Annotated in this window: 9 protein-coding genes; 3 read left to right on the top strand and 6 right to left on the bottom strand. The window is 73.2% G+C overall.

Going from position 1 to position 16,532, the window contains the following annotated elements; genetic code table 11:
* Positions 1-111: 111 nt before the first annotated feature.
* The 3 genes from ACZ4WV_RS02870 to ACZ4WV_RS02860 form a co-directional block, all read right to left on the bottom strand.
* The gene (locus ACZ4WV_RS02870; RefSeq protein WP_465742103.1) at positions 112-1,332 is read right to left on the bottom strand and encodes a L,D-transpeptidase; all 1,221 of its coding nucleotides are present in this window, start codon (positions 1,330-1,332) and stop codon (positions 112-114) included.
* Between the two features lie 194 nt (positions 1,333-1,526).
* The gene (locus tag ACZ4WV_RS02865) at positions 1,527-2,780 is read right to left on the bottom strand and encodes a L,D-transpeptidase (RefSeq protein WP_465742101.1); all 1,254 of its coding nucleotides are present in this window, start codon (positions 2,778-2,780) and stop codon (positions 1,527-1,529) included.
* Between the two features lie 212 nt (positions 2,781-2,992).
* Positions 2,993-4,228 carry a L,D-transpeptidase gene (locus tag ACZ4WV_RS02860; protein ID WP_465742099.1) on the bottom strand — a complete coding sequence of 412 codons (1,236 nt, stop codon included), beginning with the start codon at positions 4,226-4,228 and terminating at the stop codon, positions 2,993-2,995.
* 193 nt (positions 4,229-4,421) lie between these two features.
* Between ACZ4WV_RS02860 and glgX the strand changes: the two genes are divergently transcribed.
* Positions 4,422-6,650, top strand: coding sequence for a glycogen debranching protein GlgX (gene glgX / locus ACZ4WV_RS02855; protein ID WP_465742097.1), 2,229 nt, complete (start codon positions 4,422-4,424; stop codon positions 6,648-6,650).
* Here the strand turns inward: glgX and ACZ4WV_RS02850 are convergent.
* A complete protein-coding gene (locus tag ACZ4WV_RS02850) occupies positions 6,635-8,059 on the bottom strand; it encodes a family 2B encapsulin nanocompartment shell protein (protein ID WP_465742096.1) in 1,425 nt (474 codons plus the stop codon). The genes glgX and ACZ4WV_RS02850 overlap by 16 nt on opposite strands.
* Positions 8,060-8,291: 232 nt before the next feature.
* On the opposite strand from ACZ4WV_RS02850, the gene ACZ4WV_RS02845 reads away from it, so the two are divergent.
* Both ACZ4WV_RS02845 and ACZ4WV_RS02840 read left to right on the top strand, forming a co-directional pair.
* A complete protein-coding gene (locus ACZ4WV_RS02845; protein ID WP_465742095.1) occupies positions 8,292-10,109 on the top strand; it encodes an ABC transporter ATP-binding protein in 1,818 nt (605 codons plus the stop codon).
* Positions 10,106-11,998: an ABC transporter ATP-binding protein gene (locus tag ACZ4WV_RS02840; protein ID WP_465742094.1), complete on the top strand. Its 1,893-nt coding sequence runs from the start codon at positions 10,106-10,108 to the stop codon at positions 11,996-11,998. The genes ACZ4WV_RS02845 and ACZ4WV_RS02840 overlap by 4 nt, the downstream gene beginning before the upstream one ends.
* Before the next feature lie 237 nt (positions 11,999-12,235).
* Here the strand turns inward: ACZ4WV_RS02840 and ACZ4WV_RS02835 are convergent, their stop codons facing one another.
* Together ACZ4WV_RS02835 and glgP are read right to left on the bottom strand one after the other, a co-directional pair.
* Complete coding sequence (locus ACZ4WV_RS02835) at positions 12,236-13,132, bottom strand: hypothetical protein (protein WP_465742093.1); 897 nt, start codon at positions 13,130-13,132, stop codon at positions 12,236-12,238.
* A gap of 100 nt (positions 13,133-13,232) precedes the next feature.
* On the bottom strand, positions 13,233-15,959 hold the full coding sequence (gene glgP / locus ACZ4WV_RS02830; protein WP_465742092.1) for an alpha-glucan family phosphorylase: 2,727 nt from the start codon (positions 15,957-15,959) through the stop codon (positions 13,233-13,235).
* Positions 15,960-16,532: the final 573 nt, after the last annotated feature.

Raw genomic sequence — 16,532 nt, 5'->3', positions numbered from 1 at the left:
CAATGAGCAAACGATCTCGCCCGCGTCGGCATATGCCCGCGGCAGGAAAAGGACGACCCGGGCCCGCGCGCGTCAAGCCCGGGTTGACCACGAAGGGCCGCTACCTGCCGGTTACCACTGGCTCCACGACAGGTTCCAGCCGCTCAGCCCGTTCGCCGGGTCGAGCGTGTCCTTCTTGGTGGAGTTCTTCACGATCACCACGTCGCCGACCAGCGAGCCGTCGTAGAACTTGCCCATCGAGGTGCCGTCCCCGCCGCCCTTGACGTCCTTCAGGCCGACGCAGCCGTGGCTGACGTTGTCCTCGCCGAAGGCGTCGCTCCAGTAGTTGCCGTGCACGTACGTCCCGCTGGAGGTGAGCCGCATCGAGTGCGGGACCTGCAGGTCATAGGGCGCGCCGGTCATGCCGGGCAGGGTGCTGGACTGCATCCGCACGGTGCCCTCCTTGGACATGACCACCATCGTGCCGTTCCAGGTGGGGTGTTCGGGCGACCCGGAGGTGATGTCGATGTCGCTCGACTGCCCGTTCCGGACCACCGTCATCCGGTGCGTGGCGGCGTCAACCGTCGAAATCTGGGATCGCCCGATCGTGAAGGGCTCGTCCCGGTCGGTGCCGTACACCCCAGGGGCGATCTCGACGCTCTTGAGCCGGTAGTGCACCGTCACCCTGGTGCCCGGCTTCCAGTACTGCTCCGGGCGGAAGTCCAGCCGGCGGTCGTCGAACCAGTGGCCCTTGACCACCGTGCCGTTGTCGGTCTCGAAGCTGATCCCCTTCGCGACCGCGTCCTTGTTCTCGACGTCCTTGCTGAAGTCCACCGAGACGATCATGCCGACGCCGTAGGTGGCGTTGTCGTCCACGTTGTCGGCGGCCTTGGCCAGCGCCGCCGGGGTCAGCGTGGTGAAGCTGCTGTCCGCCGTGGCGACCGCGCCGCCGGCGTCCGCGGCCATCGCGCTGACCTGGTAGGCGGTGCCCACCGACAGGCCGGTGGACGGGGTCCAGCTGCTGCCGTCCGCGGCGATGGTGCCGGGGACCTCCTTGCCGCTCCTGTCGCTCACCTTGACGGTGGTGAGCCGGCCGCCGCTCGCCGCGATCCTGAGCGCGCCCGGCGCCACGTCGACCGCGCCGTTCGCCGGCTCGATGCTCACCTTCGCCGCCGACACCTTCGGCGCCGGACTCGTGGGCGCCGCGGCGGGCTTGGCGGCGGCCGCACCGGCCCCCAGGTCGGCCTTCGCGGCGCTTCCGCCCCCGCCCCCGCTGCCACCGCCACAAGCCGCGGTCAGCGCCATCGCCCCGCCCACCAGCCCGGCGGTCACCACCCTGCGTATCGACCTCAACGTCGACTCCCTCCCTCAGAACTCCCCGTGGACCCGACGCACTCGGCGCACCCGGCGGGCCCGCCCCGTACACGCGCCCGGCCACCGGAAAGGTTGCGCCATTCGGGGGGCTGCCCGCCCGAAAACCGGGCGGCCCGAACCCCAACGGGTGAGGATCGGGCCGCCCGGCGTCAAACCTCCCGGGCCACCGGTGGCTACCAGTTGGCCCAGGACACGTTCCAGCCGCCCAGCCCGTTGGAGGGCGAGACGGGCTTCTCCTTGGTGTTCACGATCTTCACGACGTCGCCGACCATCGAGTCGTTGAAGAACTTGCCCGCGACCGAGGTGTCACTGCCGCCCTTCACGTCCTGCATGGACACGCAGCCGTGGCTCGCGTTGGTCTTGCCGAACGGGCTGGCCCAGTAGTTGCCGTGGACGAAGGTGCCGGAGGTGGTCAGCCGCATGGCGTGCGGCACGTCCTGGATGTCGTACTCGCCGCCGAGACCGACGGTCTGCGAGTTCATCCGGGTGACCTTCTCCTTCTCCATGACCACCATCGTCCCGCCCCAGGACGGCGTGGCGTCCGCGCCCAGGGTGACCGGGACGGTGGTGCTCTTGCCGTCCCGTTCGACGGTCATCTGGTGCGTCTTGGCGTCCGCGGTGGAGATCATCGACCGGCCGACGGTGAACGGCTCGTCCTTGTCCACGTCGCCGTAGACGCCCGGCGCGACCTCGACGCTCTTCAGCCGGTACTTGATGGTCACCTTGGTGCCCGGCGCCCAGTAGTGCTCGGGGCGGAAGTCCACCCGGCGGTCGCCGAACCAGTGGCCCTTGACCGCGGTGCCGTTGCTGCTCTCGAAGGTGATGCCCTTGAGGACGGCGTCCTTGTTCTTGACGTCCTTCGAGAAGTTCACCGAGACGATCATGCCGACGCCGTAGGTGGCGCCGTCGCTGATGTTGTCGTTGGTGGCGACCGTCTTGCCCGGCGTCAGCGTGGTGAACGAGCTGGTCGACGCGGATACCAGCCCGGCGTCGTCCTTCGCCTGAGCGTTCACCTTGTAGGCCATGCCGACGGCGAGCGCCGCCGAGGGCTTCCAGCCGGATCCGTCCGCGGTGATCGCGCCGTCGACCGGCTTGCCGTTCTTGTCGGTCACCTCGACCGTGGTGAGCTTGCCGTTCGAGACGGACACCTGCAGGGCGTTGGGCGCGACGTCCTGGGCGCCGTCCTTCGGCTCGACCGAGAGCACGGCCGCCGAGGCCTTCGGCGTGGCCGCGTTGCCCCCCGGGGCGGCCGTCGCGTTCGCGTCCGCCGGCGCCGTCGCGGCGGCGTCGCCCGAACCGCCGCCCTTGTCGTCGTTGCACGCCGCGGTGAGCAGCAGCACCCCGCCCATGACCAACGCCATCGCGCCCCGGCGCCCGTAGCGCTTGCCGGTGCGTATCGCGGCGTCGGCCGCCTTACCCGTCTTCACGGAATCTCCCCTCCCGGTATTCACTCTCTTGACGCGCTGAGTGCCTCCAGGAGTTGCACCGGGCGCTGATCTTTCGCGCCGGGGCCCGACGCGCCGGAGCAGGATAGCTGGGCCGTCTGAGTGAAACCTCGGGAGAGGTGGGTGGAGCGGTGGTGAACCGGCGGTGAAGGGGCGGCGCGGGGCCGCCGGCAGCCCTGCCCCGCCCTGCGGGGCTACCGCAGGGCGCTGCCCGCCACCCACTGGTCCCAGGGCACGTTCCAGTCCCCCAGCCCGTTCGACGGCGGCACGAAGTCCCCCGCCGAGGCCCGCACCTCCAGCACGTCGCCCGGGATGGTGTGCTCGAACAGCCAGCCCGCCGGGGTGTCCTTGCTCGCGCCGCCCTTGGCGTCGGCCAGGCCGATGCAGCCGTGGCTGGTGTTGGCGGTGCCGAACACCCCGGGGTCGGCCCAGTAGTTGCCGTGCACGAAGGTGCCGGAGGCGGTCAGCCGCATGGCGTGCGGCACGTCCTTGATGTCGTACTCGTCGCCCATCCCGACGGTCTGCGAGTTCATCCGGGTCACCTTGTACTTCTCCGACACCACCAGCACCCCCCGGTAGGTGGGGTGCTCGGGGCTGCCGCCGGACACCTTGAGCACCTTGACCACCTTGCCGCCCGGACCGGCCCGGACGGTCAGCGTGTGCGCGTCCAGGTCGACGGTGGACACCTGCGCCCGGCCGACGGTGAAGCGCAGGTCCCGGTTCTGGCTGCCGAACTCCCCCGGCGCGCCCTGCACGTCCTTCAGCCGCAGCGCCACGGTGACCCTGGTGCCGGCCGCCCAGTACCGCTGCGGCCGGACGTCCAGCCGCTGGTTGCCGAACCAGTGCGCGGCCACCGGCACCGGCGGGTCGGCGGCGACCCGAACGGCCCGCTCCACCGCGGCCCGGTCGGTGATCGGACGGCTGAAGCGCAGCGAGACGGGCATCCCGACGCCGACCGTGGAACCGTCCTCCGGGGTGAAGAAGGCGACGAAGGTGTGCGCCCGGGCCGCGGTCGAGAAGGCCGAGTGCTGGGCCGCCCGCTGGCCCTGGTCGTCCTCGGCGACCGCGTCCAGCGTGAAGGCGGTGCCCAGGGGCAGCGGGCCGTCCGGCGCCCAGCCGGCACCGTCCGGGCTGATCGTGCCGGGCAGCTCGGCGCCCTTGGCGTCGGCCAGCCGGACCGACACCAGCCGACCCTGGGCGGCGGTCACCCGCACCGGTCCCTCCGGCGGCACGTCCTGGGCGCCGTCCGCGGGCAGCGCGGTGAGCACCGCCCTGGAGGGCGGCGGGGGCGGGGTGCGCGACGCCCCGGGCAGGGCCGCGTCCCCGCCCGGGGCGCCCGGCGGGGCGCCGTCGACGCACCCCGTGAGCACCATGAGGCACCAGCCCGCCACCAGCGCGCGCCGTGCCCACACCCGAACCCGGCGCCGCATCCCGGGGCCTCCCACCACTCGGTCCCACGCCTTGGGCGTCCGACGCCGGGAACAACGACCCCGCGCGCCCCCGGATACGGACCCCCACCCGCCATCCGCCGGTAAGCCCCCGTTCAGCGGCTTCCTCCCCGCCCAATCCGGGAAAGAGAAGGTGAACGGGGTCCGGGACACCCCGTCCAGGGAGGGTACGGCCATGGCGTCAGGGCAGGAGCTGGAAGCCGGGGTACGGCCGGGCGGCGGCCCGCACCCCGCCGAGCCACCGTGGCCCGGCAGCTGGCAGCCGCTGGGCGCCCGCTTCCGGACCGACCAAGTCGGCGGCGAGGGGACCAACTTCGCGCTCTGGGCGGCCGGCGCCGAGGCCGTCGACCTGTGCCTGTTCGACGAGGACGGCCGGGAGAGCCGGCACCGCCTCACCGAGCAGGACTTCCAGATCTGGCACGGCTTCCTGCCCGGCGTGCGCCCCGGCGCCCGCTACGGCTTCCGGGTGCACGGCCGCTGGGACCCGTGGACGGGCGCGCGCTGGAACCCGGCGAAGCTGCTGCTCGACCCGTACGCCCGGGCCGTCGACGGCTGCTACACCGCCCACGACGCCGTCTGCTCCGCCGTCCGCAACTGGCCGGAGGCCGACGTCGCCGACACCGTCCGGGACAACCGCGACTCAGCCCCCTACGTCCCGAGATCCGTGGTCGTCCACGACGACGACGACTGGTACGACGACCACCGCCCCAAGACCCCGTGGGCCGAGACGGTGCTCTACGAACTCCACGTCCGCGGCTTCACGATGCGTCACCCCGACATCCCGCCCCACCTGCGCGGCACCTACGCCGGCCTGGCCCACCCCGCCGCGATCGCCCACCTCACCCGGCTCGGCGTCACCGCCGTCGAGCTGCTGCCGGTGCACCAGTTCGCCAGCGAGGACCACCTGCAGGCCCGCGGCCTGGTCAACTACTGGGGCTACAACACGATCGGCTACTTCGCCCCGCACGCCGGCTACTCCGCCTCCGGCTCGCGCGGCGGCCAGGTCGGCGAGTTCAAGCGGATGGTCCGCGCCCTGCACGCCGCCGGGATCGAGGTGATCCTCGACGTGGTGTTCAACCACACCGCCGAGGGCGCCGAGCTCGGGCCGGCGCTCTCCCTGCGCGGCATCGACAACGCCGGCTACTACCGCCTCGCCCCGCACCGCCCGCGCGGCTACGCCGACTACACCGGCTGCGGCAACACCCTGGACACCCGCCGCCCCCAGGTGATCCGGCTGATCACCGACTCGCTGCGCTACTGGGTCACCGAGATGGGCGTGGACGGCTTCCGCTTCGACCTCGCCGCCGCCCTGGCCCGGGGCACCGACGGCGTCGACATGGAGCACCCCTTCCTCGCCGCCGTCTCCCAGGACCCGCTGCTGAGCCGGGTGAAGCTGATCGCGGAGCCCTGGGACGTCGGCCCGGGCGGCTACCAGGTCGGCGGCTTCCCCCCGCTGTGGGCCGAGTGGAACGACAAGTACCGGGACACCGTCCGGGACTTCTGGCGCGGCGCCCGCCCGGACGTGCGCGAGCTCGGCTACCGCCTCTCCGGCTCCTCCGACCTCTACCAGCGCGGCGGCCGGCGCCCCTACGCCTCCGTCAACTTCGTGACCGCGCACGACGGCTTCACCCTGCGGGACCTCGTCTCCTACGACCGCAAGCACAACGAGGCCAACGGCGAGGCCAACCGGGACGGCACCGACGACAACCGCTCCTGGAACCACGGCATCGAGGGCGAGACCGACGACCCCGAGGTCAACGCGCTGCGGCTGCGCCAACTGCGCAACCTGATGGCCACCCTGCTGCTCTCCACCGGCGTCCCGATGATCACCGCCGGGGACGAGTTCGGCCGCACCCAGGGCGGCAACAACAACGCCTACTGCCAGGACGGCGAGCTCAGTTGGCTCGACTGGTCGCTGCTGGAGCAGCCCGGCTGGCGCGGGCTGTGCGAGCTGACCGCCCGGCTGGTCCGGCTGCGCCGCGCCCACCCGGTGCTGCGCCAGCGGGCGTTCTTCTCCGGCCGGGCCCCCGCCCCCGGCGGCCAGCCGGACCTCGCCTGGTTCACCCCGCTGGGCAAGGAGATGACCGAGGCGGACTGGTTCGCCCCCACCGCCTGCCTCGGCATGCTGCTCTCCGGCAGCGCGATGTCCGAACGGGACCAGACCGGGCTGCCGTCGTGGGACGACAGCTTCCTGCTGCTGCTCAACGCGGGCCGGGAACCGGTGGTGTTCACCCTGCCCGGCGAGCCCTGGGCGGCGCCGGAGGCCGCGTACGAGACGGTGGTGGACACCGCGGCCGCGGGTACGGGAGACCCGCACCCGCGGGGCACGGTGGTGCTGGGCGGGCGCTCCCTGCAACTGCTGCGCGCGCCCGGCCGGCCGCCCCTGGATCAGCCGAGGGCGTGACCGAGCTCGACGTTCTCCAGGATGCCGATCGCGTCCGGCACCAGCACCGCCGCCGAGTAGTAGGCGCTGACCAGGTAGGACGCGATCGCCTTCTCGTCGATGCCCATGAAGCGCACGTTCAGCCCGGGCTCGACCTCATCCGGGATGCCGACCTGGGTGAGACCGATCACGCCCTGGTTGTCCTCGCCGACCCGCATCGCGATGAAGGAGGTGACCTGGTCCTCGCTCACCGGGATCTTGTTGCACGGGAGGATCGGGACCCCGCGCCAGACCGGCCGCCGGCTGCCGAGGACGTCCACCGTGCCGGGGTACACGCCGCGCCGGTTGCACTCCCGCTCGAAGGCCGCGATCGCCCGCGGGTGGGCGAACAGGTAGTCGGTGTCACGGCGCATGCTGAGCAGCTCGTCCAGGTCGTCCGGAGTGGGCGCGCCGGTGTGGGTCTGGATCCGCTGGTCGAAGTCGGTGTTGGCGAGCAGGCCGAACTCGGGGTTGTTGACGAGTTCGTGCTCCTGCCGCTCCCGCAGCGCTTCGATGGTCAGGCGCAGCTGCTCCTCGGTCTGGTTCATCGGCTTGTTGTAGAGGTCCGCGACCCGGGTGTGCACCTTGAGGACGGTCTGCGCCACACTCAGCTCGTACTCGCGCGGCGCCGGCTCGTAGTCCACGAACGCGGTGGGCAGCTCGTACTCGCCCTGATGCCCGGCGGAGAGGTCGATCTCCGCCTCGCCGTGCTCGTTCTGCGCCTGGGCGGCGTCGGCGGCGAAGCCCAGCAGCTGCTCGCGCAGCGCCTCCGAGCGGCCGATCACCTCCTGGAGCACCGGCCAGGACAGTGCCATCGCGACCCCGGCGGTGGCCGCCTTCACGGTGTACGGCCAGCTGCCGCCGCCCTCGGTGATCACCTCGTCGCCGATGTGGTCGCCGTCCGCGAGCGAGCCCAGGACGGTCCGCTCGCCGTACTTGCCGGTGCCGATCCGGTCGACCTTGCCGTGCGCGATGAGGAACACCTCCTCGATCGGCGCGCCCTCCTGCACCAGGACCTCACCGGCGGCGAAGTCCCGCTGGGTGAAGCGGCGGGCCAGCTCCTCCAGCACCTCCTGGTCGTCGAAACCGCGCAGCGCCGGCACCTCGGCCAGCGAGGGCGCGATCACGGCCACCGCGGCACCGGTCTTGGTGAAACTCACCCGGCCCCGCCCGGTGGCGTAGCTCAGGCGGCGGTTCACCCGGTAGGTGCCCGCGCTGACCTGCACCCACGGCAGCGTCCTGAGCAACCAGCGGGAGGTGATCTCCTGCATCTGGGGCTTCGACTTGGTCGTCGTCGCCAGGTTCCGTGCGGCGGTCGTGCTGAGGCTCAGCTGGGTCCGCACCTGTAGCACCGCGCCCCCGGCAGCACCGGGCTCGATGTCGACCGACATGACGTATCTCCCATCGCTTCACAACGGTTACGAACCGTCAGGACATGTCATCGGAAAGCGACAGGGCGTGCGCAAGAGGCGCTCGACGCATCCGTCCCTGCACGAACGGACGCGTGCGCCCCACCTGTCACTCCCGCCCCACCCGTCCGGGTGGCCGGTTCTCGCCGGGGGCCGCCGACAGGTGCGAAAAACCGGATGAGAAGTGACGGGTTCTCTGCCTACCCTCACCGCGATGGCCGAGAACAGACAAGACGCCCCCACGACCGGGAGCCACCGCTCCACGGTCCGCTCCCTGTTGCGCCTGTGGCCCTACGCCCGGGCCGTCCGCGGCCGGCTCGCCGTCTCCGTGTCCGCCGCCTCGCTCGCCATGCTCAGCACGCTCGCCGTCCCGGTGGTGCTCGGCCGGATCGTCGACGGACCGCTCGCCGAGCACGACCTCGCCGGCCTGTGGCCGCCGGTCGGGCTGCTGCTGGTCCTCGGCATGGTCGAGTCCGCCCTGTTCTACACCCGCCGGGTGGTCCTCTCCCGGCCGCTGGGCCGGCTGGAGGCGGCCATGCGCGGCGAGCTCTACGCCAAGCTCCAGCGGCTGCCGGTCTCCTTCCACGACCGGTGGGGCTCCGGACAGCTGCTCTCCCGGGCCACCACCGACCTGAGCGCCATCCGGCTCTTCCTGGCCTTCCCCCTGGTGTTCCTGGTCGTCAACTCGGTGACGTTCCTGGCCGGCACGGCGGTGATGTTCACCCAGGACTGGCGGCTCGCCCTGATCGTCCTGCTGCCCTCCGCGCCGCTGTTCGTGCTCACCCGGCGCTTCGAGTCCGGCTACTCGGGCGCCGCCCGGCTCGCCCAGGACCAGAACGGCGACCTCGCCACCGTGGTCGAGGAGTCCATCCTCGGGATCCGCATCCTCAAGGCCTTCGGCCGCCACCGCTCGATGGCCGAGCACTTCCGCGCACAGTCCCACCGGCTGCGCCGCACCGAACTGCGCAAGGCCCACCTGCTCGCCAACCTGTGGGCGGTCATCGTCGGCCTGCCGGAGATCGCCCTCGGCTGCGCCCTGGCCCTCGGCGCCTACCTGGTCGCCCACGACGAGCTGAGCGCCGGCACCCTGGTCGCCTTCCTCTCCACCGCGCTCGCCCTGCGCTGGCCGGTCGAGTCGCTCGGCTGGCTGCTCGCCTACGCCAACGAGGCCGCCACCGCCACCGACCGCTTCTTCGAGGTCCTGGACGCCCCCGAGGCCGAGGACGCGGGCACCGCCACGGGCCTCGGCGCCCCGGACGGCATCCGCTTCACCGGCGTCCGCTTCCGCTACCCCGACGCCCCCGACGACAGCCCCGACCTGCTGGCCGGCATCGACCTCCACATCCGCAGCGGCGAGACGATGGCCCTGGTCGGCGCGACCGGCAGCGGCAAGACCACCCTCACCGCCCTGCTGCCCCGGCTGTACGAGGCCACCGCCGGGACCATCACCCTGGACGGCCGGGACATCCGCGAGCTGCCCCGGGAGAAGCTGCGCGAGCTGGTCGCGGTCGCCTTCGAGGAGCCCACCCTGTTCTCCGCCACCGTCCGGGAGAACGTCCTGATGGGCGCGCCCGGCGCGGACGAGCGGCAGCTGCGCTCGGCCCTCGCCACCGCCCAGGCCGGCTTCGTCGACAAGCTCCCGGCCGGAGCGGACACCGAGGTCGGCGAGCAGGGCCTGAGCCTCTCCGGCGGCCAGCGCCAGCGCCTCGCCCTGGCCCGCGCGGTGGTCGGCGACCCGTCCTTCCTGGTGCTGGACGACCCGCTCTCCGCCCTCGACGTGCACACCGAGGCCCTGGTGGAGCGCGCGCTGCGCGAGGTGCTCGGCTCCACCACCGCCCTGGTCGTCGCCCACCGCCCGAGCACGGTGCTGCTCGCCGACCGCGTCGCGGTGCTCGCGGACGGCCGGATCGAGGCCGTCGGCACCCACCGGGAACTGCTGCGCGACTGCCCGCACTACCGCGAACTGATGTCCGGCGAGCCAGCCGCCCGACCTGACGGCCCCTTCGCCCCGGAGAGGGAACGCGTCCGATGAGCACCACCGTCCAGCCCGTCCAGCCCGACCACCCCGACCCGGCCGACCCGACCCAGCCGCCCCAGCCGACCCGGCCGGTCGAGCCGGTCGAGGAGGAGCTGCCCCCGCCCGCGGCCGACGAGGAGGACATCCCCGTCCCGCCCGGCGCGCCCCGGGCGCTGCTGCGCTCACTGCTCGGCCCGCACCGGGCCCGGATCGCCGTCGCGATGCTGGTGATCCTGATCCAGCAGGCGGCGCTGCAGTCCGGCCCGCTGCTGGTCGCCGTGGCGATGGACCGCGGCATCCCGGCGCTGCGCGAACACGACCGGGGTCCGCTGGTCGCGGTGGTCGCCGGCTACCTGTTCTGCGCCCTGCTCAGCCCGCTGCTGCAGTGGGTGTTCATCAAGATCAGCGCCCGGGTCAACCAGGACGTCCTGCTGGAGCTGCGCGGCCGGATCTTCCGGCACGCCCAGCGGCTCAGCCTCGACTTCCACGAGCGCTACACCTCGGGCCGGATCATCTCCCGCGCCACCAGCGACATCGACGCGCTGCGCGAGCTGCTCTCCGAGGGCCTCCAGGAGCTGCTGACCGTCTTCCTGTCGGTCTGCTACATCTCGGTGCTGCTGCTGGTGCTGGACTGGCGCCTCGGCCTGGCCTCGCTGCTCTCCATCCTGCCGCTGGCGCTGATCGCCCACTCCTTCCGCACCCGCTCGCGCCGGGTCTACCGCCGCTCCCGGACCGCCGCCGCCTCGATGATCGTGCGCTTCACCGAGACCATGAACGGCATCCGCCCGGTCCAGGCCTTCCGTCGCGAGCGGAGCAACGACGCCGCCTTCGCCGTGGTCAACTCCCAGTCCTCGACGGCCAATGCGGAGGGTTTCCTGGAACTCGCCCGCTACGTCGGCCTCTCCCGCGCCACCGCCAACCTCTGGACCACCGGCATCGTGCTGCTGGGCGCCTACCTGGTGGTGGACGACGCGCTGGAGCTGGGCGTGCTCACCGCCTTCGTGCTCTACCTGCGCCGGCTGTTCGACCCGATCGACCAGCTGGCGATGTTCCTGAACAGCTACCAGGCGGCCGCCGCGGCGCTGGAGAAGATCGCCGGCCTGCTGGCCCACGAGCCGACGGTCGCCGAGCCGCCCGAGCCGAAGGACCTGCCGCCGGCCTCCGGCAAGGGCCGCGAGGTCGTCTTCGAGCGGACGCGCTTCGCCTACCGCACCGGCAAGGAGGTGCTGCCGCCCTTCGACCTGGTGATCCCGGCCGGGCAGACGGTCGCGGTGGTCGGCGCGACCGGCGCGGGCAAGTCGACGGTCGCCAAGCTGCTGGCCCGCTTCTACGACCCGACCGACGGCCGGATCCGGCTGGACGGGGTGGACCTGCGCGACCTCGCCACCCCCGAACTGCGGCGCGGGGTGGTGATGGTGACCCAGGAGTCCTTCCTCTTCTCCGGCACCGTCGCGGAGAACATCGCGATCGGCCGCCCGGGCGCCACCCGTGCGGAGGTCGAGCAGGCCGCCCGTGACATCGGCGCGTACGAGTTCGTCACCGCGCTCCCGGACGGCTTCGACACCGACGTGCGCAAGCGCGGCGGCCGGATCTCGGCCGGCCAGCGCCAGCTGGTCGCCTTCGCCCGCGCCCTGCTGGCCGACCCGGCCGTGCTGATCCTGGACGAGGCCACCAGCTCCCTGGACGTGCCCGGCGAGCAGGCCGTCCAGCGGGCGATGCGCACGGTGCTGGCCGGCCGGACGGCGGTGATCATCGCCCACCGGCTGTCCACGGTGGAGATCGCCGACCGCGTCCTGGTGATGGACCAGGGCCGGATCGTCGAGGACGGCTCCCCGCAGGAGCTGATCGACGGCTCCGGGCGCTTCGCCACCCTGCACCGCGCCTGGCGGGACAGCCTGGTCTAAGGCGCGCCGGCCCCGCCCGCCCGCGGGCCACAGTCGTGGGGGGGGGGGGGGGGGGGGGGGGGGGGGGGGGGGGGGGGGGGGGGGGGGGGGGGGGGGGGGGGGGGGGGGGGAGGGGGGCGGGGGGGGGGGTTCCCCGCCCCCCCCCCCCCCCCCCCCCCCCCCCCCCCCCCCCCCCCCCCCCCACCGCCCCCCCCCCCCCCCCCCCCCCCCCCGGGCCGCTCCGACCCTGTCGGCGGGTCAGTCCACCGTCACCGCGAAGTCGGTGTGCCAGTCCGGCGAGGGGCGGTCCTCCTGCCCGGCCACGTCCAGCGTCCCGCCCGCCAGCACCTGCCCGGCGACCGCCGAGGGGTCGATCACCACGGCCGGGTCGATGTAGATGACGTCGTGGTAGCGCGGCCCCTCGGGGAAGTGACAGGTCAGCGTGCGCGGGCCGGTGGCCGTGCAGTCGTACGGCGGCGTCCCGGTCAGCGTGGTGTGCTCCGGCACGGTGATCCGCACGTCGATCGGGTGCCGCGAGTACGAGGGGCCGGCGTTGTACACCCACAGCGGCAGGTCGATGGTCGCCCCGGGCTTGCCGGTGAGGTCGCCCGGCTGTGGGTCGGGGTGCCCGGCCTGCCAGGCGGAGGAGGCGCCGACCATGAAGTGCGCCTTGGTGTCGGCGGTGGTGAGGCTGTACGGGGTGGTGTGGCCGGACCGGTCCGGGTCACCCGGGTAGAACACCTGGACGTCGCCGTTGACCGTGACGAAGGAGAAGGTGCTCGGCGAGACCTCCAGTGACAGCCGCTCGACCGAGCTCGCCCCGGGCGCCAACCCGGCCGGGACCTGGTAGGAGCTGCCGGTGCCGAAGTAGGTCAGGGTGACCGGCGGGTCGGCCGCGCGGACCACCCCGGGTGAGGGGAGGTGGACGACCACCCGGGTGTCGTCCCCGGTCGCCGCGGGGCCCCGGTTGGTGACCTTCACCTCCAGGATCCCGTCCTCGCCCGGGACCACCGGGCCCTGCGGCGGGCAGAGTTCGACGGACAGCTGCGCGGTCGCCGGCGGCGCCGCGAGGGGGGCGGTGGCGGCCTGGGCCGGCCACGCCGCGAGGAGCACGGAGCACGCGGCCAGAGCGGCCGTCCGCAGAGTTCGCTTCATGCCCCTCACGGTCGCCCGGCCCACTACACCGTGCAAACGGACGGCTGCCGTCCGTAGGAGTCCGGACGGCAGCCTGAACGGTGCGCACCACCCGCGGGCGTCAGCGCAACAGCCCCGCGTCCATTCCGGCCGACTCGGCCGGCAGGGCGACCAGGCCCATTTCGGCCGGGGAGGCCAGCCGCGGGTGGGCGGGCAGCACCCGGACGGTGTAACCGAACGGGCCGGTCCGGCAGAGCTCCAGCGAGCCCTCGTAGCGGGTCCGGCCGTCCAGGTCCGGGCCGCCGACCGGCTTGAGGGCGAGCACCGAGGCGTCCGAGATGCCGTCGGTCTCGTCCACCCGGCCGGAGACCACCTGCACCTCGACGTCGCCCGGCTCCAGCGCCCCGAGCGCGACCTGCACCCGCAGGGACAGCGAACTGCCCAACTCCTGGGCCTCGGCCGGGCAGTCGGCCTCGACGTGCTCGACCCGTACGGCCGGCCAGCCCTCCCGGACCTTGGCCTTCCACACCGCCAGCTCCCGGGCGGCGGTGACCCGTCCGCCCGTCTCCGGGCGGGCGGACGCGGTGCCGGCGCTCCCTTCGGCCCGGGGCGGGAGCTCCGCCGCCAGCTCCCGCTGGGCCAGCGCCGCCGGGGTGTACAGCCGTTCGACGTACTCGCGCACCATCCGCCCGGCCAGCACCTTGGGCCCGAGGGTGACCAGGGTGTGCCGGACCATGGCGATCCAGCGGTGCGGCAGCCCGTCCGCGCCCCGGTCGTAGAACCGCCCGGCGACCTGGTCCTCGATCAGGTCGTACAGCGCGGCGGCCTCGATGTCGTCGCGCCGCTCGGCCTCGCCGCTGTCCGGGTCGAGCGCCCCGCCGGCCTCGTCGGCGGTGGGGATCGCCCAGCCGTTCTGGCCGTCGTACCACTCGTCCCACCAGCCGTCCAGGACGGACAGGTTGAGGCAGCCGTTGAGCGCGGCCTTCATCCCGGAGGTGCCGCAGGCCTCCAGCGGGCGCAGCGGGTTGTTCAGCCAGACGTCGCAGCCCGGGTAGAGGTGCTGGGCCATCGCCATGTCGTAGTCCGGCAGGAAGACGATCCGGTGCCGCACCGCCGGGTCGTCGGCGAAGGCGACCATCTGCTGGATGAGCCGTTTGCCGCCGTCGTCGGCCGGGTGGGCCTTGCCGGCGACCACGATCTGCACCGGCCGGGTGGGGTGCAGCAGCAGCGAACGCAGCCGGTCCGGGTCACGCAGCATCAGGGTGAGCCGCTTGTACGAGGGCACCCGGCGGGCGAAGCCGATGGTGAGCACGTCGGGGTCGAGCACCGAGGAGACCCAGCCGAGTTCGGCCTCGCCGGCCCCGCGCTGGCGCCAGGAGGTGCGCAGCCGTCGGCGGGCCTCGTCCACCAGCTGGGCCCGCAGGTTGCGGCGCAGGTCCCAGATCTCGGCGTTGCCGATCCGCTCCAGGCCGGTCCAGCGCTTGGTCTCGCCGGTGGTCATCGCCTCCTCGGCGCGGTCGGCGCCGATCTCGGCGGCGCCGAGGCGGACCACGGCCGGGTCGATCCAGGTGGCGGCGTGGACGCCGTTGGTGACGGAGGTGATCGGCACCTCGGCGGGGTCGAAGCCGGGCCAGAGGCCGTTGAACATCGAGCGGCTGACCTCGCCGTGGAGGGTGGACACCCCGTTGGCGCGCTGGGCCAGCCGCAGGCCCATCGCGGCCATGTTGAACAGCTTCGGGTCCCCGCCGCGCCAGGTCTCGGCGCCGAGTCCGAGCACCGACTCGACCGGGACGCCGGGCAGCGCCGCGTCGCCGCCGAAGTGACGGGCGACCAGCTCGCGGTCGAAGCGGTCGATGCCGGCCGGGACGGGCGTGTGGGTGGTGAACAGGGTGCCGGCCCGGACGGACTCCAGGGCGGCGGCGAAGTCCAGGCCGGCCTCCGGGTCGGCGACCAGTTCGCGGATCCGTTCGACGCCGAGGAAGCCGGCGTGGCCCTCGTTGGTGTGGAAGACCTCCGGGGCGGGGTGCCCGGTGCGCCGGCAGTAGGCGCGCACGGCCCGGACGCCGCCGATGCCGAGCAGCATCTCCTGGAGCAGCCGGTGCTCGCTGCCGCCGCCGTAGAGCCGGTCGGTGACGTCCCGCTCGGCCGGCGAGTTGGCCTCGATGTCGGAGTCGAGCAGCAGCAGCGGCACCCGCCCGACCTGGGCCTTCCAGATGTGGGCGGCCAGGGTGCGGCCGCCGGGCAGGGCGAGGTCGACCCGGCAGGGGGCGCCGTCGGCCTCGCGGAGCAGGCTCACCGCGAGCTCGTCCGGGTCCAGCAGGGGGTAGCGCTCCTGCTGCCAGCCGTCCCTGCCCAGGGACTGGCGGAAGTAGCCGTGCCGGTAGAACAGCCCGACGCCGATGATCGGCACGCCGAGGTCACTGGCCGCCTTGAGGTGGTCGCCGGCCAGGATGCCGAGGCCGCCGGAGTACTGGGGCAGCGTGGCGGCGATGCCGTACTCGGGCGAGAAGTAGGCGATCGCGGCGGGCGGCGGGGTGGCGCCGGCCTCCAGTTGGGTCTGGTACCAGCGGGGGCCGGTGAGGTAGTCGCGCAGGTCGTCGGCGAGGTCGCCGAGTCTGCGCAGGAACCGCCGGTCGGTGGCGAGTGCGGCGAGTCTGGCGGCCGGGACCTCCCCGAGCAGCCGCACCGGGTCCTCGCCGGTCGCGGCCCAGACCTCGGGGTCCATGGACCGGAAGAGGTCCCTGGTCTCGGGGTGCCATGACCAGCGCAGGTTGAGGGCCAGCTCGTGCAACGGCTGGAGTTGTTCGGGCAGGACGGTGCGCACGGTGAATCTGCGGATTGCCTTCACAGGCGTGAAGCGTAGCCTTCGCGATCGCCTTGACAGTGGGTCAAGTGGACGATTGGCCATCCGTTCGGCCTATTGATGAGATCGCATTCGGCGCATTGGTCTGCGCGGGGGGCGCGCGAGGCGCACATTCCGGGGCGCCGCGCTACCAATGCGTGAACTCCGCGGAACAGGTCCATTTCCGGTTCCTCGCCCTCTCGGGACGGGCCTCGAAACTCCTGTCGTACCGCTGCGAAAACCGTGCTCCCGGTGCGAGGATGAGCCAAGGTCGTTGATGCTGCGGAGGCGTCTCACGCCGCCGTGAAGCAGCACGTCCGAATCCTTTTCGCGTTGCTCGTTCCCTCCTTCTGTCGCCCGTTCGGCGCTCACCGCGCGCCGCCGCGTGTCCTCGCCACCGGTCGGCTCGTTCACGGGTCGTCCGGGCCGCCAGGGGCGTGCCCCCTGGAGGCGTGCGCCGGGACGCGCGCGGGCTCCGGGGCGTCCCGGCACCGGCGCAGCGGGCGCCGGGCAGGTTGCCGGGGACAGCGGCGCGGGCAGGCTTCGGGTCGCACGTCCTCCCCCACCCAGCAGTCCTCC

It is taken from the genome of Kitasatospora sp. NPDC029312 (assembly GCF_055569215.1).
Note: the sequence above shows the minus strand (reverse complement) of the source record. Positions and strands in the feature narration are given on the sequence as shown.

Coding starts and splice junctions, on each gene's coding strand:
- ACZ4WV_RS02845 (WP_465742095.1), top strand. CDS start 8,292: ATGGCCGAGAACAGACAAGACGCCCCCACGACCGGGAGCCACCGCTCC.
- ACZ4WV_RS02835 (WP_465742093.1), bottom strand. CDS start 13,132: ATGAAGCGAACTCTGCGGACGGCCGCTCTGGCCGCGTGCTCCGTGCTC.
- ACZ4WV_RS02850 (WP_465742096.1), bottom strand. CDS start 8,059: ATGTCGGTCGACATCGAGCCCGGTGCTGCCGGGGGCGCGGTGCTACAG.
- glgX (WP_465742097.1), top strand. CDS start 4,422: ATGGCGTCAGGGCAGGAGCTGGAAGCCGGGGTACGGCCGGGCGGCGGC.
- ACZ4WV_RS02860 (WP_465742099.1), bottom strand. CDS start 4,228: ATGCGGCGCCGGGTTCGGGTGTGGGCACGGCGCGCGCTGGTGGCGGGC.
- ACZ4WV_RS02840 (WP_465742094.1), top strand. CDS start 10,106: ATGAGCACCACCGTCCAGCCCGTCCAGCCCGACCACCCCGACCCGGCC.